Source organism: Paenibacillus sp. BAC0078 (assembly GCF_054483875.1).
On sequence record NZ_JBTLRW010000026.1, the window covers coordinates 17,784 to 39,412 of the forward strand.

A 21,629-nucleotide genomic window follows, 5' to 3' on the forward strand; every position below is an offset into this window, starting at 1 on the left:
ATCCAGATTATAGCATCTGCAATTCGGCTTTTGATAGAATGAGTGAAAATGAATAACACCTCCCTGTTCAGAAGATTCTGTAATCTGTAAGTTTTTGCGCCAGCTTATTGGCGGAAAGTATGAGGACAATTCCAACAACTGACCGCAGGAGCCCTACCGCTGTTCCCAGGCTGTATTGTCTCTCTACCAGGCCCACCCGGTATACATAGGTGTCAATAATATCGGACGTTGCGTAAACCAAAGGATTATAAAGATTGAAAATCTGGTCAAACCCGGCATTGAGCACGTTGGGCAGATTTAAAGTTGTAACCAGCAGGATGGTAGGCATCAAGCCGGGCAGCGTCACATACCACAGTTGTTTGAATCTATTGGCGCCGTCAATGGATGACGCTTCATATAGTCCCGGATCAATTGCCGTCAGGGAGGCCAAATAGATGATAGAGCCATATCCAAACCCTTTCCAGACATCGGTTAACACCAGCATAGGTCTGAACCAGTCATTACTGGCCATGAACAAAACCGGATCAATGCCAAACCATCCCAAAAATGCGTTAACCGGACCTTCGTAAGAAAAAATATTCATAACGACAGTAGCCAGCACGGCCCAGGACAGAAAATTCGGCAGATAAACAACGGTCTGCATGAACTTTTTGACAAATCGTACACGAATTTCGTTTAACAGCAGGGCGAACACAATCGAGACAAAAGTACCTGCAATGATTTTCCATAAGGCTATGACCACAGTATTGATTAATATTTGCTTACTGTCGGGAATTTGAAACATAAACTTGAAATTATCAAGTCCCACCCACGCCGATCCGCTGATGCCTTTAGCAGGAATGTAGTTTTGGAAAGCCATCACGATACCGAACATTGGAATAAAAGAGAAGATAATCAAGAACACTATACTTGGTGCGAGCATAAGGTGGAACGCCGCCTGATCTTTTTTATTGTTCATTTAGAATCATCTCTTTCAGTATCATTTGGAAGCGATCGCTTCATTAACTTCGCCCGTAATCGTATCCCCGCCTGTTTTTTTCCAGCTGCTTACAAAGCTATCAAAAGCATCAGGAGATTGCTCACCGGTAATGATCTTCAGAAACATTTCCAGCTCCATTTTTGTCAGCGTCGGCCACTTGAGTGCCATGGAAGGCGTCGTTCCAAAAAATACAGGGTTCACTTCCTTGATCTTTGAATTCTTGACCAGGTTGGCAGTCGTGATGCTCGATGTATACCCGGCCCATCCGCCCGAATCCAGTGTCTCCCCGTTTTTCACGTTATCCAGATACTTCTTGTATGAGCGGTAGGCGTTTCTATCGTTGCTGGTGAGCAGTTTGCTGCTGTCCCCTGTATTCAGCGCATCTTCCATAATCCCGACATTACGGTAAAATGCATCATAGTAATCAATATTTATAGCAAGCGGAGATCCCCCGACGTTATAGCTGCTGTAGTCCTCGAATTCCTTCAAGACTGCTGCATCCTTTTCCTGATAACGCAGATAATCAAACTGAAGGCTGGCGATTTTTACAGCGGCTTCGGGATGCTCGAACCCTTTCCGGACCACAAGGTAGCTGCTTGAAGGGTTGCCGGTGAACATCGTAACTGAACCATCCTCCGACTGCGGAGCCACATAAGACACCCACTTGGCATTTGGATTTAATTTAAGCGTATCCGCTACCGTCCAGCTTCCCCACCAGTTGTCCATGAACGAGCCGCTTTTTCCGCTGGTAAGCAGCGCCTTTCGGTCGTCGGCTGTGCGTACGGCAAACTGCCGGTCGATCAATCCCTTCTTGTACATATCCGCCAATTTTGCCAGGGCCGGCTTCATTTCGGGCTGCACGGAACCATACACCGCCTTGCCGCTTCCATCATCAATCCATTGCTTCGGGAATGCGCCATACAGCGTAAAGATGTTGTTCACTTCATACTGGCCGCCGGACACACCAGCGGTATCTTTATTGTCGACCACAAGGCCGACCGTGTTTCCCGCTCCATTGCCGCCAGGGTCCTTTTCAACGAACTGGGTGATGATGTTCTCTACATCTTCCATCGTTTTGGGATCTTTGAGTCCCAATTTATCCATCCAGTCTTTGCGCAACCAAAGCACCCCTGGGCCGTGTGAAATTTCTGTAGTCGGCAGCGCCATCAGTTTTCCGTCAAACTTTGCAGTATTCAGAACACGGCCTTTATAGGAGTCATAAATCTCCTTAATCTGGTCGCTGGCACATTGATTATAAGCATCTGTCATATCCGCAATAAGATCGTTTTCATAAAGCTGCTGCAGTGTAGCCAGGTCAGGGACAACCATGATATCGGGAATCGTACCGCCTACAATGGCCATTGACACCTTTTGGGTATAGTCTGTGCCGTCATTCGCTTCAAATGCAGCTTTGTTTTGCACGTTGAGTTTATTTTTGAAATATCTGGTCCAGACATTATCGGTCGCATTATCCTTTTCATACGGCGTACCCGCAAGTGCGGAGTAGTTGGAGGCTACCTGCCCAATCGTATAGGTAACGGTTTCAGGATACGGGGCAAAAGGAGTCGTTTGGGCTTCCTTCCACGCTGGATCATTTGAATTTGTAGCGGGACTTTTGGCCGAATCATTGGAATTGGAGCTTTGACAGCCTGCGACTGAAGTGGCTAAAAGCGCTGCCAATAAAATAGAGCAAGTCTTTGTAATCTTGGATGACATATAAGAACCCCCTTAATAAATATCTGCTTCTTTATTGTAGGGTCCGTTACTTTTGAGCGTAAATACAAATAAATTACGTTTTATACAAATAAATAACCTACTTGAAGCAATGCGTTCTGCCTGCTAAAAAGCTCAATTAAAACATGGTACAATACACATCATTAGGGACAAATGGATTATTGCGCAATGAGAGGGCGGCCGGGATGTTAACTATACTAATAGCAGATGATCAAAGGGAAGAACGGGAGGGCATTGAATTTCTCATTCATGAACTGGGGTTTTCCCTGCATATCGAAACGGCGGAAAACGGCCGAAAGGCGCTCGGGTATTTGAAGCAGAATCCTGTCGATATTCTCTTTACTGATGTTCGGATGCCCATAATGGATGGCTTGCAGCTTACAACAGAAGCTTTAAAGCTTCAACCTAAATTAAAGGTTATTCTTTTCAGCGGGTACGCTGAATTTGAATATGCGCAAACCGCCATCTCCCTTGGTGTTTCTGAATATCTTCTCAAGCCGATCAATGTTGAAGCTTTTCAAACTACGTTGCAAAAGGTAATTGCTCAGCTCACAGATCAGGAACAGGAACACATCGCTTCGCAAATTAAACTTGAATATGTCAAAAAGCATGTGCTTTTTAACCTTGTTAACGGCCTCGGAATACCTCCTTCTATGAAGGAGATTTCGTTCGGGCTTCCAGAGCATTATCATGGAATGTTTTTGCTGGAATTTGACAAGAACTTTTTTGAAAATGCCGGACCGGAGTTTGAGGATTTTATCCTGTCTTTACTACAGGACCCTGTTGATTATGTGAATTTGAATGGCTGCCAAAGTTTGCTGTTATTTCCCCGTCTGCAAGCAGAGTCCTGTTCTTTCCGTGAATTAGGCACGCACTTGCATGATCGTATACTAGATAAATATAAAGTGCATTGCTATCTCGCGATAAATGATGAATTCACGGTGCTGCAGGAGCTTTCCGCTGCTCTGATTCAATTAGATCAACTGATGGAATACCGGTTCTTCTCGCCGGATTATTTTGTGTTTGAAGTGAAGAAGGATTTTTATTTTTCTAATGACATGCTCCCTGAGCTATCAGATCACGATCTATTAAATCACATCAGAAATAATCTGAAGGAAAGGGATATTTTCAGTCTTAGAGCAAATACAGATCTTTTGTATCAAAAATATGCGAATCAGGCTCAATTTTCACAATTATATGTAAAGTATATGTTTACCTCGTTGTATCAGGAGATTATGACATATTCTGCACCTGTATCTGAAATTGAATTGAGCCATGGAATCGAAAAAATATATAAGTCCGAAGAGTTAAAGGAAATAAAAGAGATTATCATTGCCGGGATTACGCTCCTTGACCAGGAGTATAGCAGTTCGGAATTTTTAAACCGGGATATTGCCGCCGTAAAGCAGTACATCGAGGAGCATTATGGCGAGGATTTGAGCTTGGACCTTCTTGCTGCAAAGATCCATTTATCGCCTCATTATTTAAGCTCTATTTTCAAAAAAAATACGGGCTGCGGATTGAACAAGTACATTAAAAATGTCCGTATGAATATTGCCAAAGACATGCTGCAGCAGACACATCTTAAGGTTTCGGATATTTGTTATACAGTGGGGTTTCAAAATGTTTCTTATTTTTGTCAGAATTTCAGAGATTTTTTTGGGCAGACTCCTGAGAAATTCCGGCAGTACAATCAGAAATAATCTGAGCCCGGGAGGAACAGCATGCAAACGTGGAAGTCCTTTAAACAGAAAATTGGAGACTTCAGATTTCAAACTAAAATCAAGCTTTCATTTTTGCTGGTTAGCATGATTCCTGTGATTGTTCTCGGAAGCTTTTGCTTCTCAGAAACCAGATCGCTCTTAGTGCAACAGTCAAAAGCCGACCTGAATGCCACATTAAAACAAAGCGTCCTGGCTGTAAACAATCAACTGGATGTCTACAATAAAATAATGAATTTTCTGAGCTTCAACCAGGAAATTGTTAATGCCTCCAACACCACTTATACCAGTGCGTATGAAATGTATGACCAGTTAAATAACGTCATTGATCAAAATTTCTTTACAGCGCGTTACTTAAATACCGGGGTAGAACAAATCACCCTGTATACCGGAACTAATCTGCCTCAGCATGGAAACACCGTAATGCCTATTGATGAAGTAAAAGAAACCTCATGGTATCCGCGCGTAATGAAATCGGTTGATGTTCTTTGGTTTTCCAGCAACAAGAGTGTATATAGTGTCCGGCGTATCCTCAGCACGAAACAAGAAAATCCCAAAGATAACATTCTGTTTGCACTTGTAGACTATGATGCGCTATTTAAAACGTTTGAACCCCTCCAATCTCATGGAGCGGAAATACTTATATTGGATTCGAGTGGGGCTTCTATCTATTCCTCGGGAGCTGACCGTAAAAATTCAGATATTCCCATTTCCGATAAGACAGCTGATGAGTTTCATTGGAGCGGGAAGAACTACACTGTCCTGCAATCTTCGATCCCGATTACAGGCTGGAAAGTATATTTGTATAAGCCGACAAGCCTGATCACTAAATCCGCATGGTGGATTGCTTTGACCGTCCTGTTGATGATTGCCGCCTGCATCGCTGCAGTCGTTGTGTCCGGCACACTCTTTTCCCGGAAAATTATGCTGCCTATTCACCGCCTGCACAAAAATATGAAACTTATAGGAGAAGGGAATTTAGAGATTAAAGTTTTTAGCGATTCTAAAGATGAAATCGGAGATCTGATCCGGGGGTTTGGAAGTATGTTAGGAAGAACCAAGACTCTTATCGACACTGTGTATGTGGGAGAAATCGCACGCAAGGAATACGAAATGAAAGCTCTGCAGGCACAGATCAATCCTCATTTTTTGTACAATTCCCTGTCATTAATAAATTGGCGAGCGCTGCGGATACATGCGACGGATATTAGTGAAATGGCCCAGCTCTTATCTACCTTTTATCGTACTACGCTCAATAAGGGCGAGAATCTTATTTTGGTTTCGGACGAAATTCTTAATGTTCAGTCCTATATTAATATCCAGTTGATTATGCACAGCAACAGCTTCAAGATAGACTATCAGATTGATGATCCCATTCTTTCCTGCCGTATGCCCAATTTAATGCTCCAGCCTTTAATCGAAAATGCGATTATTCATGGAATTGAAAACCGGGAAGACGGCGGTGGAGTCATACAGCTCTCAGGCCAAAAAGAAGATCAAAGTATAGTTTTTCTGATAACGGACAATGGAATTGGAGTAGAGCAAGAGCGGCTTGCTCTACTGCTTAAATCCCAATCTAAAGGATACGGGCTCAAAAATGTGAATGATCGGGCAGTTTTGATGTACGGCGAACAGTATGGACTGACGATTAACAGTGTTCCCGGAGAAGGGACGCAAGTCTTGCTCAAAATTCCTTATAATGAACTCAATTAAGATTTGCCGCCATATGGGTTTGAAACTTACGTGTCTGTTCTAATGGGCTTTAGCCAACTGCACGTTGCCCAGAAAAGCGGAGACACGCCGCAGATATTCGCGCGGATGCTCCCGGAACAGCAGCTCATGGTGGCTGTCCTTCACGATCCAGGAACCGGAATACGGGTTGGTCTGGTTGGCCGCCAGCTCCTCGGCAATCGGATAAGGCGCTTTATCATCCTTGGTGCCGTGCATGAACAGTATCGGGAACGGATAATCCTCTGATTTTACCTTGGTATAAGGGATCTGGTTCAGACCTGTGCCGTTCAGCACCGGGAAGAGCAGCTTCATAATCTCCAGGGAGGGCTGCCGGGGCAGGTCGATATTCTGCTTGATGTTATGATACAGCGTATCCGGCTCGAGCAGGAAGGTGCTGTCCAGAATCATGGCATCCACATCCTTGGTAACCAGTCCCGCCTGCAGCGCAGTGCCTGCACCCATGGAGAAACCCCAGACGACGATTTCTTTGGCTCCGCGTTCCTTGGCGTATTTTATGGCCCCGAGGAGCTGCTGGGATTCCTTTTTGCCGCCGGTGGCGATATCCCTGTTGGTCTTGGAGGCAAAGCCGTAATCGAACATGATGACATTAAAATGAAGGCTGTGCGCATAATGGGCAAGATCGTACATGGGCACCCAGGTTTCTTCGCGATTGGCGCCGTAGCCGTGGCTGAATACGATGGTTTTGACCGCGCCCTTGGATGGGATGTACCAGCCCTGCATCGTACGGCTGCCGTCCAGCGCCGGAAAGGTGATATCCTCATAATCCAGCCCCTTAGCTAGTGACGGGTTGGAGTAGAGCGGGGCCACTGTGGGATTGGACAGCACCCAGGCGATATAGCCGTGCAGTGCGATGAAGCAGAAAGCAAAGAAGAAAAAAACGGACAGCAGCAAAGCGACGATAATATGCTTGAAGCGGATCATCCGCAGTGAGAGCTTGAGTGCGGAGCTTGGCGTAGGCTCATCGGGCTTACGGGAGACCGGCCTGCCGGCACGCGTGGTTGCTAAATCCATAAGGTCCCCTCCAATACATGGTCCATAATTACGTTATTAATTCATATATTTAATCGTATGATTCTGCCCTTACAAAGTCAATGAAATCGCCGCTTTTGTAATCTAACTGTAAAGTGCGGCCCAGTCTTTTCCGCCCTCTGAATATGCTGGACTTTTCTTGGGTTTTTGCTCTAAGATAGAGTTGATCACAATAAAATATGTAACCGGGTTTCATTTAGTGAAACAGCCAAAGGGGAGATTGCTGTGGAGGACCGTAAACTGACCGTACGCGCCGTGGAACGTGCGCTGGATATATTGCTTTGCTTCACACAGGAAAGTGAAAGTGATTTGAGCTTGACGGAGATTGCTTCCAAAATCAATTTACATAAAAGCACCGTACACCGGCTGCTGACGACTCTGGAGGAGAAGGGCTTCCTGATTCGTAATGAAGCCACGGAGAAGTACCGTCTGGGCATCCGCATCTGGGAGCTGTCTACACATTTGCCGACGCTGGATGAACCGGCTGTGCTGCTGCTTCCGGCGATGGAGCGGCTGCGCGACCGGCTGGGAGAGACCGTCAGCCTGTATTTGCGCGACGATCTGGAGCGCGTACGCATTCAGGCGGTGCAGAGCCAGCAGGCCATCCGCCGGGTCGCGCAGATTGGCGCCCGGCTGCCGCTGTCGGTGGGCGCGTCAAGCAAGGTGCTGGCCGCATACGCGCCGCATGAGGTGCAGGCCCGGCTGCTGGCTGACCCGGGCTGGCCGGAGTCTGTCGACAGGAGCGTGTACATGGAGCAGCTGCGGGAGATTACCCGCCTGGGTTATGCAACAAGCTTCGAGGAGCGGGAGCCGGGTGCGGCTGCGGTAGCAGTGCCCATCGTCGGGCGCAGAGGTACGGTAGTGGCCGCGCTCTCCCTGTCGGGTCCTGTCAGCCGTCTGTCCCGGGAGACATTGGAGGAATATGCGGTGATCTTGAAGGAAAACGCTGCAGAAATGGGACTCATGATGGGATAATATTAAAAGCCTCCGGCAATCCCTTAGGGAGATGGCGGAGGCTTTGTTGTGGTTTGAGAAGAGGGTAAGCGGGCGATGAAGTCCGCTTACCCTCTTTGTCTGATTTATTCTACCGTCAGCGCGGAGTCCGAAGTGGTGGCATCAGCCAGCATCTGGCGGAGCACGGTCTGCAGAATGCCGCCATTGCGGTAGTAGTCGATATCAACGGTGCTGTCGAGGCGGGCGATAACCGGGAATTCGAACTGTGTGCCGTCTTCGCGGGTAGCGGTAACGGTCAGCTCCTGACCCGGGAGGACATCGTTGCCAAGCCCGGTGATATTGAAGGTCTCGCGTCCGGTCAGCCCCATGCTGCTCCAGCTATGGCCTTCCTGGAATTGCAGCGGCAGTACGCCCATGCCGACGAGATTGCTGCGGTGAATCCGCTCGAAGCTCTCGGCGATGACGGCTTTGACGCCCAGCAGAAGCGTACCTTTGGCCGCCCAGTCGCGCGAGCTGCCTGTGCCGTATTCCTTGCCCGCGATGACAATCAGATTCTGTCCGGCTGATTGATACAGCATGGACGCATCATAGATCGACATGACCTCTTCGCTTGGCAGGAAGGTGGTTACGCCGCCTTCCGTTCCAGGAGCGACTGCGTTGCGGATGCGGATGTTGGCGAAGGTGCCGCGCATCATCACTTCATGGTTCCCGCGGCGTGAGCCGTAGGAGTTGAAGTCGGCGCGTTCCACGCCATGACTCCGCAGATATTCACCGGCCGGACCGGAGGTGGAGATATTGCCCGCCGGCGAGATGTGGTCGGTGGTCACGGAATCGCCCAGCAGCGCAAGCACGCGGGCATTGCGGATATCCTTGATATCGCCTACACCATCAGCCAGATCCTCGAAGAACGGCGGGTTCTGGATGTACGTAGAATTGTCATCCCATTCGTACAGCTCGCCTTCCGGCACCGGAATCGAATTCCAGCGTTCATTGGCGGTGAATACATTCTCATATTTGCGGCGGAACATCTCCGGACTAAGGGAGAGTCTGATCGCTTCACTGATTTCTGCGGAGGTCGGCCAGATGTCGGCAAGGTATACTGGTTCACCTTGCGGATCATAGCCGAGCGGCTCGGTCTTCAGATCAATGTTGACCGTACCTGCCAGCGCATACGCTACGACAAGCGGCGGGGAAGCCAGGTAATTCGCTTTGACCTGGGCATGCACACGGCCCTCAAAGTTCCGGTTCCCGGAGATTACGGCAGCTACCGTCATATCATTGTCCGCAATCGCCTGGCTGACTTCATCCGGCAGCGGGCCGGAGTTGCCGATACAGGTGGCGCAGCCGTAACCGGCCAGATAGAAACCGAGCGCTTCCAGCGGCTTCAACAGGTCTGCTTTTTCCAGATATTCAGTCACGACCAGCGATCCTGGTGTAAGACTGCTTTTTACATAGCCAGGTTTGGTTAGTCCGCGCTCTACAGCCTTCTTGGCAAGCAGACCGGCTCCGAGCATTACGCTTGGGTTGGAGGTGTTGGTGCAGCTTGTAATGGCTGCGATTACTACCGCGCCTGTGCTGAGCTTGCTGCTGCTGCCGTTCTTGTGCTGCACTTCGATGGTCTCGCTGATTTTCTCGTCACTGAGGCCATAACCGCCTTTGTCCACCGGAGTACGGATAATGCTTTCGAAGTTCTCTTTCATCTGTGTCAGCTCAACCCGGTCCTGAGGACGTTTAGGTCCGGCAAGGCTGGAAACGACAGAAGCAAGATCAAGCTCAATGACATCGCTGAACTGCGGGTCCGGGGTATCCGAGGTGCGGAACATGCCCTGTGCCTTGTAATAGTCTCCGACCAGCTGCACCAGCTCTTCAGGACGGCCGGTGCTGCGCAGATAGGCCAGAGTCTCTTCATCAACCGGGAAGAAACCGATGGTTGCCCCGTATTCAGGAGCCATATTGGCTACAGTCGCGCGGTCTGCCAGACTGATGTTGGCCAGGCCCGGTCCGTAGAATTCGACGAATTTGCCGACTACGCCTTTTTTGCGCAGCATTTGGGTGACGGTCAGCGCCAGATCGGTTGCTGTAGCGCCTTCCATCAGGCTGCCGGTAAGCTTGAAGCCGACAACATCCGGGGTTACAAAATAAAGCGGCTGCCCCAGCATCCCGGCTTCCGCCTCGATTCCGCCTACGCCCCAGCCCACGACGCCGAGGCCGTTGATCATCGTCGTATGCGAGTCGGTGCCGACCAGGGAATCCGGGTACACGACGGTTTCGCCGTCAGCGGTCTTGGTGGCTGCCACAGAGGCCAGATACTCCAGGTTGACCTGATGCACGATACCGGTGGCCGGAGGAACGGCGCGGAAATTATTGAAGGCCGTCTGCGCCCAGCGCAGGAACCGGTAGCGCTCCTCGTTGCGCTCAAACTCCACGTTCATGTTGTATTCCAGCGCATCGGCTGTACCAAAAGCGTCAACCATAACCGAGTGGTCGATAACGAGGTCAACCGGTACGAGCGGATTGATTTTCTTGGGATCTCCGCCGGCCTTTTTGACGGTATCGCGCATAGCTGCCAGATCGACAACCACCGGTACGCCGGTGAAGTCCTGCAGCACAATACGGGCTGGGATGAATGGGATTTCTTTATTGCGGTCAATGCCGCCTGACCAGCCGGCCAGCTGCTTCACATGTTCTTCTGTAATCGCCCGTCCGTCATATTGGCGGACAGCCGCCTCAAGCAATACTTTGATCGAAAACGGCAGGGAGGAAATGTTGCCTGCACCCTGCTCTTCCAGAGAATTAAGATGGTAGTAGCGATAGCTTTTGCCGCCTGACTCCAGGGTACGGGCCAGCGAAAAATGGTCCTTGCTTGGCATATATGCGCCTCCTTGTTTCATCTGGTGAAACCATATTTCATATTGAGTATATCTCAAGTATAACGGTTACAAAGGGGGGAGTAAAGTTTTTTTTGCTGTTAAAAAGCCTGAATTTCCCCCGCCGCATGCGGTTTTTTTGGCTTGGGAAAATGAGGAAGGCGCCGCGTGCGGGAAGTGGGCGAGACAACGGCAGAAATGCCGTTGTTGGAGGGCCGTCGGCGGGAAGTGGACGAAACAACGGCAGAAGTGCCGTTGTTGGAGGGCCGCCGGCGGGAAGTGGGAGAAACAACGGTAGAAGTGCCGTTGTTGGAGGGACGTTGGCGGGAAGTGGACGAAACAACGGCAGAAATGCCGTTGTTGGAGCGCCGCCGGCGGGAAGTGGGCGGAACAACGGCAGAAGTGCCGTTGTTGGAGGGCCGCCGGCGGGAAGTGGGCGGAACAACGGCAGAAGTGCCGTTGTTGGAGGGCCGTCGCCGGGAAGTGGGCGGAACAACGGCAGAAGTGCCGTTGTTGGAGGGCCGTCGCCGGGAAGTGGGCGAAACAACGGCAGAAGTGCCGTTGTTGGAGCGCCGCCGCCGGGAAGTGGGCGGAACAACGGCAGAAATGCCGTTGTTGGAGCGCCCTGCCGGAATCCCCCCCCACAACGCCCTCCTCCCCGGCTTCTTACTTCTAGCTGTATAGCTGCGAGGCTTTCTTCATATACATAGAACAGCAGCCAAAATGGGATGAAGGGGCGGGGATGGAATGGAGCAGCAGTGGAAACAAAGTCTTTATGTGTACGTGGATCAAGTGAATAAGGGGAGAGTTGCGCCGGGGACTGACCTGCAGCGCAGCAGTGTCAGGGACCCGCGGTTTCTGCTGGAGCACGGAGAGCGCTCCCGGCGGCTGTCGCAGTGGTATAAGCGGCGCGGGATTACTCCGCTGCGCGGGGAGACCGGTGTGCGCACGCTGCGAACGGTGCGGCAGAATCCCGCAGAGGTGGTGGCGGATGTGGCGCTGCACAGTGCGCTGTATTATGAGAAGGGCGGAATCACGCACCGCGAGGATGTTATTGAGTCTGAACGCCTGACCTTTGTGCGGGAGGGAAGCGCGTGGGAGATTGCGACTGTGGAGCGCAGCGTGCCGGAACGGAATTCCGTGCGCAAAGTGGTGAGCGCAGAGTCGGCGCTGCGGCTGTCCAAATGGGGCGAGGTTCTCCCTGCTCCGCAGCCGTCCCAGCCGCTGCTCAACCGGAATATTCTCGGGGGGATTACAAGCAGCAGGGAGGTGCACTACAACAGGGAAGAGGCGGCGGACTACGCTGACCGCTGGTGGAAGGACGGCAACCCGGAGTTCGAGGTTTTTGACGTGGACTGCACCAATTATGTCTCCCAATGTCTCTTTGCAGGGGGCGCACCTATCAACTATACTGGTAAAAGAGAAACGGGCTGGTGGTACAAAGGCTACAACGGCGCGCAGGAATGGTGGAGCTTCAGTTGGGCAGTGTCTGACAGTCTGCAGCGTTATTTGAGCGCAGGCCGCAGCAGCGGGCTTCGTGCCGAGGTGATGGAACGGGCCGATCAGCTAATGCTTGGTGACGTGATCCAGTACGATTGGGACGGCAACGGCCATTTTCAGCACAGTACGATTGTCACCGCTTTTGACGCGGGGGGCATGCCGCTGGTGAATGCGCGGACGGTCAGCAGCCGTCACCGTTATTGGGATTACCGTGATTCCTATGCGTGGACCGACAAAACGGCCTACCGTTTTTTTCATATTAATGACTACTTATAAATCAGAAAGAGGTTAGGGCATGAGTAACACAAAAATAACCGTAGGACTGGTGTACGGCGGCAAATCCGGAGAGCACGAGGTATCGCTGCAGACGGCGTTTGCGGTCATGAACGCTTTTGACTACGCTAAATATGAGATTGTACCTTTTTATATTTCCAAGCAGGGGCTGTGGAAGGTCGGAGCAACGCTTAATGCTCCTTTTAGCGGGATTGAGCAGCTCAAGCTGGGCGGGGAAGCCGGGGATATGGGCGTGGCCCTAAATGCTGTATTCAGCAGACTGACCGGCGGAGAAACAGCCATTGATGTGATGTTCCCGCTCCTGCACGGCACCAATGGCGAAGACGGAACGATTCAAGGCTTGTTCGAAATGGCTAATGTTCCTTATATCGGTGCGGGTGTGCTGGCTTCATCGGCAGGCATGGATAAGGTAGTCATGAAGAAGCTTTTTGGGGAAGCAGGTCTGGATCAGTGTGAATATTGTTATTTTAATGTCGGGGCATGGAAAAGCAAAAGCCACGAGCTGATCGTTGCTGTGGAGGATAAGCTGGGCTATCCCGTCTTCGTCAAGCCGGCCAATCTGGGCTCCAGTGTGGGCATCTCCAAAGCCGTTGACAAGGACAGCCTGACCAAAGCCATTGACTTTGCTTTCCGCTATGACACCAAGGTCATTATTGAAGAGTTCGTCGATGCGCGTGAGGTGGAGGTCAGTGTGCTGGGAAATGAAGAGCCGGAGGCTTCGGTTCCGGGTGAAATCGTCTCTTCCGGAGAATATTATGATTACGCGGCAAAATACACCGACGGCAAATCACAGATGCTGATCCCGGCGCCTGTAGACCCTGAGGTTGCCGACCGCCTGCGCGAATCAGCCATTCAGGCCTTCAAGGCAATCGAGGGCAGCGGGATTACCCGTGCTGACTTCTTCCTGCGTAGATCCGACGGCAAAATCCTTATTAATGAAGTGAATACGATGCCGGGCTTCACGCCATACAGCATGTATCCGCTGCTGTGGCGTGAGACCGGTGTATCTTATCAGGCGCTGCTGGACCGGATGATTGAGCTGGCGCTGGAGCGCTATAATTTCAAGCAGAATCTGAAATACGACAACGAATAACATTAGGCAGCGGCGGGAGCATTCCGGCCGGGAAGGAGCGGGAAACGATGGGGTTTCAATCGGAATTCAATTCAGTCTGCAAGTTCAAGAATGAGCAGGAGCTGTATGAACTGCTCGAATACGGCCGTACCAAAATGGTGAAGATGGGCTTCCGGGTGTATCCGACCGGCCAGAAGGTTATCGCCTACACGCCGGAGAATGTCGCTGTAGCGATTGTCAAAATTTCCGCCTCTATTGCAGAAATCAACTTTCAGGGCAATGAGGTTACAGCGGTTGAGATGGACCTGGTGCGCAAGCTGAATGAGGAAGAATCCCGGGTGCAGACAGCGCTGGCTTATGAGATGTTTTTTGGGGAAGAGGGATGATCGTCCGCTTTGGTTATGTGGCCATGTCCACGGTGATTCAGGACTGCTCGCCCTCCAAGACCATGACGCTGTCAAGCTTCAAGAAGCTTGACGACCGTGAGGCCGGACTGCGGCGGCTTGCAGCCATCGCCCGTACGAACCTTCATAACACGCTGCGCCTGCTCAAGCATAATGTTGGCTCGGATATCAAGGTTTACCGCCTGACCTCTAAGCTGATTCCGCTGGCGACCCATCCTGACTTGCAGGATTGGAATCCTTTCGCTGAACTGGCCGGGGAATTTGCCGAAGTAGGCGGCTATGTGAAAAAGCACGGGCTGAGAGTATCCTTTCATCCCGATCACTTTACCGTGCTGAGCACGCCCCGGCCGGAGGTGCTGGCCAGCTCTGTCCGTGATCTGCAGCATCATGTGGATATGCTGAAGGCTATGGGCCTCCCGGCAACCGCCAAGAACAACATCCACATCGGCGGCGCTTACGGGGACAAGCCGGTTGCTGCGGCGCGTTTTTGTGAGCATTTTGCCCTCCTGCCGCCGGAACTGCAGGAACGGTTGACGCTGGAGAACGATGACAAGACCTTTAATGCGCCGGAGACGCTTGAGGTCAGCCGGAAGCTGGGCCTGCCGATGGTGCTGGATATTCATCATCAGTGGGTCAACAATGGAGGGGAGCTTCCCTGGGAGCTGTGGCCGGAGATTCAGAAGACTTGGCAGAGCCCGCTTGCGGTGAAGGACGTCCTTCCCGGTGAATCGCTGCCGCCGAAGATTCATGTCTCAAGCCCCCGCAGCCCTTCTGACCCGCGCAGTCATGCGGATGGTGTGGAACCTGCGCCGCTGCTGGCTTTTCTTAAGCGGATTGCTGCAGATACCCCTGCTGTCGATGTCATGATTGAGGCGAAGGCGAAGGACGGGGCGTTGTTTGGTCTAATGGGGGCGCTGAAGGAGCTGGCGGAAGCCGGAAGCGGAATTACGGTATTAGATGGTGCAAGCGTCAATATTGAACCATAAACGGCAGGTAACCTGGTGCTAGAGGCCGGAAACGGGCCGAGGTTTGACTTGATAAGTAGCCTGAAATAAGGTACGTTGAATGAAACTTTAGCAAAAACAAGGCCGGCGCTCTCAAGGCTCATTGCCTGGCCTATCGCCGGATGTCTGTCTGAAGCAAGAGCGCACCTTGTCTTTACATAAGAGAACGATCATGTTCAAGAAAGCGGAGTGAAGAGATGAATCCTACAAATTCTGATAACCGGAATGAACGTGAGCCTTACGTCGTGACAAGTAAGGGGCATACAGCGGTAGCGATCAACGCCGCTGCCAAAGCGGGCGAATGGATCAAGAGCAGACAAGGCCAAGTGAAGGAGCTGGGCAGCAAGACCTCGGCTCAGGATCTGGTGACTGAAGTGGATAAAGGCGTAGAGCAGATGATCCGCCGGCTGATCCTGACCCATTTTCCCGACCATGCCATTCTTGGGGAAGAAAGTGTTCAGCCAGGGGCGGATGCTTTGACTACTGCGCTGGAAGAAGGACGCAAGCATGAATACTTGTGGATTGTGGATCCGATAGACGGGACTACTAATTTTGTACACGGATTTCCCTTTTACTGTGTCTCCATTGCACTGGTTATCAAGGGAGAGCTGACGGTTGGGGTGATCTATGACCCAATCCGCGATGAGATGTTTGTTGCCGAGAAGGGCAAAGGAGCCTATATGCACGGTATCCCTACCGCTGTATCTGCTGAAGTTGACCCGGGAAGCAGTCTGATCGCGATGGGCTTTCCGCCGGACCGCACCTTCGCCCAGCCGGCGAATATGGCGGGGCTGCAGCATATTCTTCCGCAGATCCGCGGTGTCCGCGCCGGCGGCTCGGCGGCGCTTCATCTGGCTTATGTTGCGGCAGGCCGGGTGGACGGTTACTGGGAGGTCGGCCTCAGTCCGTGGGACTGCGCGGCAGGCGTGCTGCTGGTGCTGGAATCCGGCGGCAAGGTTACGGATACGCTGGGCAACCCCTACGACATCGGCACCCGTCATGTAGTGGCGAGCAACGGGCGAATTCATGATTTTCTGATTGCATCGCTGAAGGAAGCGGCAGCAACGGGGTACAAGGGCTAAGGAGGCAGCCGGGAGCATGAGCGATAAAGATGATCTGGAGCGCAAGCTGAGCGAGCTGCTGGAGGACGGAGAGATGGAAGCGGGCGAACGGACAGCCAAGGAAATCCGTCAGATTTCGCCCAAGTATGAGATCCGTATTCAGACCACGCTTGATCCGATTGTAGAAGAAACGCTGCGTTATCGTAAAATTGGCCATGAGCTTGATGACAGATACGATAAGTATCTGGAGCGGGCGGGGAAGAAACCCGGATCGGAAGACACGGACGGCCCCAAAAATGACTAATGTATATCTGGAGCGGTTTCCCGATAATGGGAAACCGCTCTTTTGCATAGGCTGCCCGGATGATAGAATGGAATTATATTAATTTTGGAGGGATACGATGCTTAACACATGGAAAAAAGTAGTCGCAGCCGCCTCAAGCAGCCTGCTGCTGTTCACCTTGCTGATCAGCACAGGAGCAGGTTCGGCCAGTGCGGCTGAAGCCGCCGCAGTAACGCAAGGTTCGGGGGCAGATGTTTTTCGCATCGTAGCGCTGGGGGATTCCATCACCGCCGGCTATGAGCCGGGAATGACCGATCCGAATGTGAAGCCTTACGGATATGCAGAAAGACTGCTGGAGCAGGGCTGGTATCACGGCAGAAGTGAACTAGGCAACTATGGTATTCTGGGGCTGACTTCAGCGGGGCTGCAGAATTATACAACAGCGATTAAGGATGGGGCTGCCATTACTGCCGATGGGATACAGGCTGATCTTCCTGACCCGCGGATTAGCCGTTTTGCCGGGCTGCCTCCGCAGATCAAGACCGAGCTTGCCGAAGCGGATCTGATCACCCTGACGATTGGCGGGAACGATGTCAGCAGCCTGCTGCTAACGGCCAAGGATCTGACAGAGGATGAGTTCAAGGCTAAGCTGGACCAGCTTATGGCAAGCTACAGCAGCAATGTAAAGGCGGCACTGGAGAACATTCGCACGGTCAATCCGCAGGCCACCATACTGCTTGCCGATCAATATCAGCCGGCGCCCAGAATCGCCGCAGGCAGCTCGTATGACAAGCTTATGAGCGCAGCCCAGCAGTTCACTGCGACGGCGGAAAGCGTAGCAGCCAGCGTCAATCAGGCGAATGCACCGGTGAAAGTGGCGCATGTAGCAGAGAAGTTCGCAGGTGTGGAAGGTTCCTTGACTCATATCATTGGCGCGGGAAAAGCGGATTTTCATCCGACTCAGCTAGGGTATGAAACGATTGCCCGGGTGTTTGCTGAAGCGTATTGGGGAGAGTACCGCACTCCGTCCGTCTCCGCTTGGACTGCCGCATCGGCGCCTATGTCGATTGTGGTGAAGGGAGTGGAGCTGAATACGCCGAACAAGCCGATTCTGAAGAACGGCCAGAACTTCCTGGCGCTGAAGGATATTCTTAATGCCGTCGGCGCAGCAGGGAAATGGGATAATAAAACCTCCAGCGCAACCATCGTATACGGCGGAAGAACAGTAGTTATTACTATCGGCTCGAAGACAATCAAGGTAGATGGAACGGCTGTGGCGATTGATACACCGGCTTTCCTGCAAAAGGTTGGCAAAGAAGAAAAAACCTATTTGCCGCTCGGCGCGCTCGCTACCGGACTTGGATTTGATGTGAATTACAGCAGCAAGCTGCGGACGGCTTTCATAAATCCATAAACGCGCATAAGCTATATAAATTGAACTAAAGAAAATACAAAAAGGGCGGAAGTGACGGAGGGGAAGTTTGGAACTGTAGGAGCGAACGCGTCCGCCTGAGAGCTTTCCGTAGGAAAGCTGGCCGTATGATTAGGCTGTCTGCGGATTTTCACCGCGAAAAGCGGTATAAATCAAGAAATCTGCAGATAACAGCGGCCGGAAGTCCAAACATTCCCCGCAGTTACGACCAGACCCCAATATGAAATCTATAGTTCAATTTATATATATTTAGATAAAATTAAATTCAGCCCGTACGGCATAAAGGTGGATGAAGGTTGTTGTCTAGCGCAAAATATAATACAGAATATATCATCACAATGGATGACATTGTACGGGAGGGCGATCCTGTGCTGCGCACCGTAACGGAGCCGGTACAGCTTCCGCTACAGGCGGAGGACCAAGAGGCCCTGCAGTGTATGATGCAGTTTTTGAAGAACAGCCAGGACACAGAGCTTTCCGCCAAATACAAGCTGCGCTCCGGCGTGGGCTTGTCGGCGAATCAGGTCGGGCTTCAGCAGCGGATGTTCGTGATGTACCTGAAGGATGAGAAGGGAAGAACGGTGGAGCATGCTTGGGTTAATCCCAAGATCATCAGCCATTCGCTCACGATGGTATATTTGCCGGAGAGCGAGGGCTGCCTGTCCGTTGACCGTCCGGTGCATGGCTTTGTGCCAAGGTATGAGTCGGTGAAGGTGAAGGGCTATGATATGAGCGGCAAGGAGGTTGTCATGAAATTCAAAGGCTACCAGGCCATTGTTATTCAACATGAAATGGACCATCTGGACGGAATCATGTTCTACGACCGGATTAATCAGGAGAACCCGTTCAAGCTTCCCCAGGGTGTGGAGATCCGCAGCCTCTATGATAAGAAAAGAGATTAATGTTAATGTTGTATTACATAAGCCGTGTCTCCAATAGGGGGTTACGGCTTTTTACTACTTTGGGCAGGTTTTTCTTGAATGTGGAAAAAAATGCTATACTGTCTGTGTTGTAGCTCGGATGATACTGAAAAAGGGGGATTGGCACAATGGGCTGGTCAAGAATGCCAATAAGGGGTATAGCCAATGAGTATAATGATGAAGCGAAGCAGATTGATGCACAAATTCTGGAACTGTTCCGGCAGCGCAAGGCGGTTGCGGGTGGTAAGGGGCTTTCTCCAGAAATGGAAACCATAGAGCAGTGGGCTGTTGAATTTGGGCTTGAGGTTGCCGAGATCACGTTTATTCTGAGCAATCTGAATGAGGCGCGGCCGAGACGGCACTTCTGGGATGGATCTGGCCCTTTGAACGGCGTGCTGCCGATTATGAAAACAACGCTGGAGGGCGATGTCGAATACACCCTGACACATGCCATGCAGTATGAGAGGTACAGTATCGTCACGCTGGAAATTAAGTACTTGAAAGAGACCGTGTCTCCTGTAAACATTCAGCCAGAGCTTACTCTTGCGGTTCATGGTGGTACTGATTATGAGATTAAGGAGCATGGTGCGCGAGGCGGAGGCTCGCATCTTCAAATGCAGTTTATGGTCTCCCCGCCACTTCCGCAAGACTTGAGTACTATTAGCCTTTCCCTAGTGCCAGGCAGCAACAGGTTCATACGGCCCGTGAGGGTAGAGGTTATCCTGGATAAGAAGGTTGACTTTCGATAACGGCTTGGGGCTATGTATATAATTTGAACTTGAAAAAAAACTTGTACAGCATCAGTTCTAAATTTGTGACTTAGGACGGAGCCTTTGTGGTTTGGGGAGAGAGGGATTCGTCGTATCCATCCTCCTGTTCCTTGCGGACCGTAAAGTGCTTATCGCCTCTTCGGCAGGTATATTTAGGGTGAATGTTCGCCCATAACGGCTTTGGAGTCCGTTCACTTGCGGAAAAAGGACTTCCAGGAGAAATAAGAGCGGCTCAGTCCGCTACAAACGGGTAGACTCTTCCGATCAGGCATCGTTTGAACTCCAACATTTAGAGTCTGACGATCTACTATTGTTCAACTGATCTACAACCTTTGCAGCAATAAAAATAACCCACTGCGCAAACAACGCAGTGGGTTTGAATTTCTAATGAGCAGCAATATTATCTCTCTGCCGCCATAGCCTCGAATGAAGCCTCCGCCGCTGCCAGCGTGGCGTCAATATCGGCGTCGGTATGCGCCGTGGTCAGGAACCAGGCTTCATACTTGGACGGAGCCAGGTTAATGCCGCGGTTTAGCATATGGCGGAAGAAGCTGGCGAACAGCTCGCCGTCTGTATCCTGCGCTTCATCGTAATTGGTCACCGGATGCTTGCAGAAATGGGTGGAGAACGCGCCGCGGATACGGTTGATCGTCATTGGGATGCCATGACGGTCAGCGGATGCCTGCAGCCCTTCAGTTAGGCGGATTGCCAGCCGTTCCATCTCGTCGTAGACGCCTTCGGCGGCAAGCACCTCCAGGCAGGCGATGCCTGCGGAGATGGAAGCGGGGTTGCCCGCCATTGTACCGGCCTGATAAGCAGGGCCGAGCGGAGCAACCTGCTCCATGATATGCTTGCGGCCGCCGTAAGCGCCAATTGGCAGGCCGCCGCCGATGATTTTGCCAAGCGCTGTCAGGTCAGGGATGATCTCTTCATGATTTTGCAGCCCGGCATAGGTTTGCGTAGAGCCGTAATGGAAGCGGAAAGCGGTAATGACTTCGTCGTAAATAACCAGTGAGCCATTGTCATGAGCCTGCTTGCACAGCCCTTCCAGGAAGCCCGGCTTCGGCATAACCATGCCGAAGTTACCGACAATCGGCTCCACCATCACCGCAGCCACATCGTCGCCCCATTTGCTGAGTGCTTCACGCAGCGCGTCCAGATCATTGAAGGGAACTGTAATAACCTCTTGGGCGATGCTGGCCGGTACACCGGCGCTGTCCGGTATGCCGAGGGTGGACGGGCCGGAGCCTGCAGCCACCAGCACAAGATCGGAATGGCCGTGGTAGCAGCCGGCAAATTTGACGATCTTGCTGCGCTTCGTATACGCGCGGGCTACACGGATCGTGGTCATGACGGCCTCTGTGCCGGAATTGACGAAGCGTACTTTATCCATTGACGGGATAGCCTCTTTCAGCATCTTCGCCAGCTTAATCTCAAGCTGGGTGGGAGTACCGTACAGCAGGCCATTCTCTGCCGCCTTGGTAATCGCGGCTGTAATATGAGGATGGGCATGGCCGGTAATGATCGGCCCGTAGGCAGCCAAATAATCTATGTATTCATTGCCGTCTTCGTCCCAGAAGCGGGAGCCGCCGGCGCGTTTCATGAAGACAGGAGCGCCGCCGCCAACGGCTTTGAAAGAACGGGAGGGACTGTTGACGCCTCCGACGATGTGCTGCAGGGCCTCCTCATACAGATGTTCAGATGTGGTACGGTTCATAATTAGTCATCCTTTCTTTCTGTTATGCCGCGCAAGGGAAAAGGCGAACCGCGGAAAGTTCCGCTGTTCGCCCGCCCTTATGCCTAGCATGGGTAGATTGTTGTTTTATTGCCCTTCTATGCGTTTAACCTGCTAT

18 protein-coding genes are annotated in these 21,629 nt (G+C 51.6%); 13 read left to right on the forward strand and 5 right to left on the reverse strand.

The features are described 5' to 3' along the window. Window positions 1-67: 67 nt before the first annotated feature. Together ACX1DY_RS28490 and ACX1DY_RS28495 are read right to left on the reverse strand one after the other, a co-directional pair. The gene (locus tag ACX1DY_RS28490; protein ID WP_458967497.1) at window positions 68-958 is read right to left on the reverse strand and encodes an ABC transporter permease; all 891 of its coding nucleotides are present in this window, start codon (window positions 956-958) and stop codon (window positions 68-70) included. Between the two features lie 21 nt (window positions 959-979). Continuing rightward, on the reverse strand, window positions 980-2,695 hold the full coding sequence (locus ACX1DY_RS28495) for a type 2 periplasmic-binding domain-containing protein (RefSeq protein ID WP_458967498.1): 1,716 nt from the start codon (window positions 2,693-2,695) through the stop codon (window positions 980-982). A gap of 203 nt (window positions 2,696-2,898) precedes the next feature. Here ACX1DY_RS28495 and ACX1DY_RS28500 point away from each other — a divergent pair, with 203 nt between their 5' ends. Continuing rightward, window positions 2,899-4,416 (forward strand): response regulator transcription factor, encoded by a 1,518-nt coding sequence (locus tag ACX1DY_RS28500; protein ID WP_458967499.1) that lies wholly within the window; start codon window positions 2,899-2,901, stop codon window positions 4,414-4,416. Window positions 4,417-4,437: 21 nt separating this feature from the next. Beyond that, window positions 4,438-6,147: a cache domain-containing sensor histidine kinase gene (locus tag ACX1DY_RS28505; RefSeq protein ID WP_458967500.1), complete on the forward strand. Its 1,710-nt coding sequence runs from the start codon at window positions 4,438-4,440 to the stop codon at window positions 6,145-6,147. A 39-nt stretch (window positions 6,148-6,186) separates the two neighbouring features. Here ACX1DY_RS28505 and ACX1DY_RS28510 read toward each other — a convergent pair whose 3' ends face one another. After that, complete coding sequence (locus tag ACX1DY_RS28510; protein WP_458967501.1) at window positions 6,187-7,197, reverse strand: alpha/beta hydrolase; 1,011 nt, start codon at window positions 7,195-7,197, stop codon at window positions 6,187-6,189. A gap of 243 nt (window positions 7,198-7,440) precedes the next feature. Between ACX1DY_RS28510 and ACX1DY_RS28515 the strand changes: the two genes are divergently transcribed. Then, window positions 7,441-8,190 carry an IclR family transcriptional regulator gene (locus tag ACX1DY_RS28515; protein WP_458967502.1) on the forward strand — a complete coding sequence of 250 codons (750 nt, stop codon included), beginning with the start codon at window positions 7,441-7,443 and terminating at the stop codon, window positions 8,188-8,190. Window positions 8,191-8,294: 104 nt separating this feature from the next. Here the strand turns inward: ACX1DY_RS28515 and acnA are convergent, their stop codons facing one another. Then, window positions 8,295-11,039 carry an aconitate hydratase AcnA gene (gene acnA, locus ACX1DY_RS28520; RefSeq protein WP_458967503.1) on the reverse strand — a complete coding sequence of 915 codons (2,745 nt, stop codon included), beginning with the start codon at window positions 11,037-11,039 and terminating at the stop codon, window positions 8,295-8,297. A gap of 165 nt (window positions 11,040-11,204) precedes the next feature. On the opposite strand from acnA, the gene ACX1DY_RS28525 reads away from it, so the two are divergent. The 10 genes from ACX1DY_RS28525 to ACX1DY_RS28570 all read left to right on the forward strand — a co-directional run bounded on the left by ACX1DY_RS28525 (window position 11,205) and on the right by ACX1DY_RS28570 (window position 19,755). After that, a complete protein-coding gene (locus tag ACX1DY_RS28525) occupies window positions 11,205-11,720 on the forward strand; it encodes a hypothetical protein (RefSeq protein WP_458967504.1) in 516 nt (171 codons plus the stop codon). Window positions 11,721-11,783: 63 nt separating this feature from the next. Continuing rightward, on the forward strand, window positions 11,784-12,812 hold the full coding sequence (locus ACX1DY_RS28530; protein ID WP_458967505.1) for an amidase domain-containing protein: 1,029 nt from the start codon (window positions 11,784-11,786) through the stop codon (window positions 12,810-12,812). A gap of 19 nt (window positions 12,813-12,831) precedes the next feature. Then, on the forward strand, window positions 12,832-13,923 hold the full coding sequence (locus ACX1DY_RS28535; protein ID WP_458967506.1) for a D-alanine--D-alanine ligase: 1,092 nt from the start codon (window positions 12,832-12,834) through the stop codon (window positions 13,921-13,923). Between the two features lie 47 nt (window positions 13,924-13,970). After that, window positions 13,971-14,288, forward strand: coding sequence for a hypothetical protein (locus ACX1DY_RS28540; RefSeq protein ID WP_458967507.1), 318 nt, complete (start codon window positions 13,971-13,973; stop codon window positions 14,286-14,288). After that, window positions 14,285-15,292, forward strand: coding sequence for a UV DNA damage repair endonuclease UvsE (gene uvsE / locus ACX1DY_RS28545; RefSeq protein WP_458967508.1), 1,008 nt, complete (start codon window positions 14,285-14,287; stop codon window positions 15,290-15,292). Before ACX1DY_RS28540 ends, uvsE begins: the two co-directional genes overlap by 4 nt. Before the next feature lie 215 nt (window positions 15,293-15,507). Then, complete coding sequence (locus ACX1DY_RS28550; RefSeq protein ID WP_458967509.1) at window positions 15,508-16,392, forward strand: inositol monophosphatase family protein; 885 nt, start codon at window positions 15,508-15,510, stop codon at window positions 16,390-16,392. 16 nt (window positions 16,393-16,408) lie between these two features. Continuing rightward, on the forward strand, window positions 16,409-16,675 hold the full coding sequence (locus ACX1DY_RS28555; RefSeq protein WP_458967510.1) for a hypothetical protein: 267 nt from the start codon (window positions 16,409-16,411) through the stop codon (window positions 16,673-16,675). A 97-nt stretch (window positions 16,676-16,772) separates the two neighbouring features. Continuing rightward, on the forward strand, window positions 16,773-18,068 hold the full coding sequence (locus ACX1DY_RS28560; RefSeq protein ID WP_458967511.1) for a stalk domain-containing protein: 1,296 nt from the start codon (window positions 16,773-16,775) through the stop codon (window positions 18,066-18,068). A gap of 356 nt (window positions 18,069-18,424) precedes the next feature. Beyond that, window positions 18,425-18,988, forward strand: a complete 564-nt coding sequence (gene def, locus ACX1DY_RS28565) for a peptide deformylase (RefSeq protein ID WP_458967537.1) — start codon at window positions 18,425-18,427, stop codon at window positions 18,986-18,988. A gap of 146 nt (window positions 18,989-19,134) precedes the next feature. After that, the gene (locus ACX1DY_RS28570) at window positions 19,135-19,755 is read left to right on the forward strand and encodes a chorismate mutase family protein (RefSeq protein ID WP_458967512.1); all 621 of its coding nucleotides are present in this window, start codon (window positions 19,135-19,137) and stop codon (window positions 19,753-19,755) included. A gap of 421 nt (window positions 19,756-20,176) precedes the next feature. Here the strand turns inward: ACX1DY_RS28570 and ACX1DY_RS28575 are convergent, their stop codons facing one another. Next, window positions 20,177-21,493: a glutamate-1-semialdehyde 2,1-aminomutase gene (locus ACX1DY_RS28575; protein WP_458967513.1), complete on the reverse strand. Its 1,317-nt coding sequence runs from the start codon at window positions 21,491-21,493 to the stop codon at window positions 20,177-20,179. Window positions 21,494-21,629: the final 136 nt, after the last annotated feature.

Excerpts from the sequence above, each read along its gene's own strand:
- ACX1DY_RS28490 (WP_458967497.1), bottom strand. The coding sequence starts at position 958 with ATGAACAATAAAAAAGATCAGGCGGCGTTCCACCTTATGCTCGCACCA.
- ACX1DY_RS28495 (WP_458967498.1), bottom strand. The coding sequence starts at position 2,695 with ATGTCATCCAAGATTACAAAGACTTGCTCTATTTTATTGGCAGCGCTT.
- ACX1DY_RS28500 (WP_458967499.1), top strand. The coding sequence starts at position 2,899 with ATGTTAACTATACTAATAGCAGATGATCAAAGGGAAGAACGGGAGGGC.
- ACX1DY_RS28505 (WP_458967500.1), top strand. The coding sequence starts at position 4,438 with ATGCAAACGTGGAAGTCCTTTAAACAGAAAATTGGAGACTTCAGATTT.
- ACX1DY_RS28510 (WP_458967501.1), bottom strand. The coding sequence starts at position 7,197 with ATGGATTTAGCAACCACGCGTGCCGGCAGGCCGGTCTCCCGTAAGCCC.
- acnA (WP_458967503.1), bottom strand. The coding sequence starts at position 11,039 with ATGCCAAGCAAGGACCATTTTTCGCTGGCCCGTACCCTGGAGTCAGGC.
- ACX1DY_RS28530 (WP_458967505.1), top strand. The coding sequence starts at position 11,784 with ATGGAGCAGCAGTGGAAACAAAGTCTTTATGTGTACGTGGATCAAGTG.
- ACX1DY_RS28535 (WP_458967506.1), top strand. The coding sequence starts at position 12,832 with ATGAGTAACACAAAAATAACCGTAGGACTGGTGTACGGCGGCAAATCC.
- ACX1DY_RS28540 (WP_458967507.1), top strand. The coding sequence starts at position 13,971 with ATGGGGTTTCAATCGGAATTCAATTCAGTCTGCAAGTTCAAGAATGAG.
- uvsE (WP_458967508.1), top strand. The coding sequence starts at position 14,285 with ATGATCGTCCGCTTTGGTTATGTGGCCATGTCCACGGTGATTCAGGAC.
- ACX1DY_RS28550 (WP_458967509.1), top strand. The coding sequence starts at position 15,508 with ATGAATCCTACAAATTCTGATAACCGGAATGAACGTGAGCCTTACGTC.
- ACX1DY_RS28555 (WP_458967510.1), top strand. The coding sequence starts at position 16,409 with ATGAGCGATAAAGATGATCTGGAGCGCAAGCTGAGCGAGCTGCTGGAG.
- ACX1DY_RS28560 (WP_458967511.1), top strand. The coding sequence starts at position 16,773 with ATGCTTAACACATGGAAAAAAGTAGTCGCAGCCGCCTCAAGCAGCCTG.
- def (WP_458967537.1), top strand. The coding sequence starts at position 18,425 with ATGGATGACATTGTACGGGAGGGCGATCCTGTGCTGCGCACCGTAACG.
- ACX1DY_RS28570 (WP_458967512.1), top strand. The coding sequence starts at position 19,135 with ATGGGCTGGTCAAGAATGCCAATAAGGGGTATAGCCAATGAGTATAAT.
- ACX1DY_RS28575 (WP_458967513.1), bottom strand. The coding sequence starts at position 21,493 with ATGAACCGTACCACATCTGAACATCTGTATGAGGAGGCCCTGCAGCAC.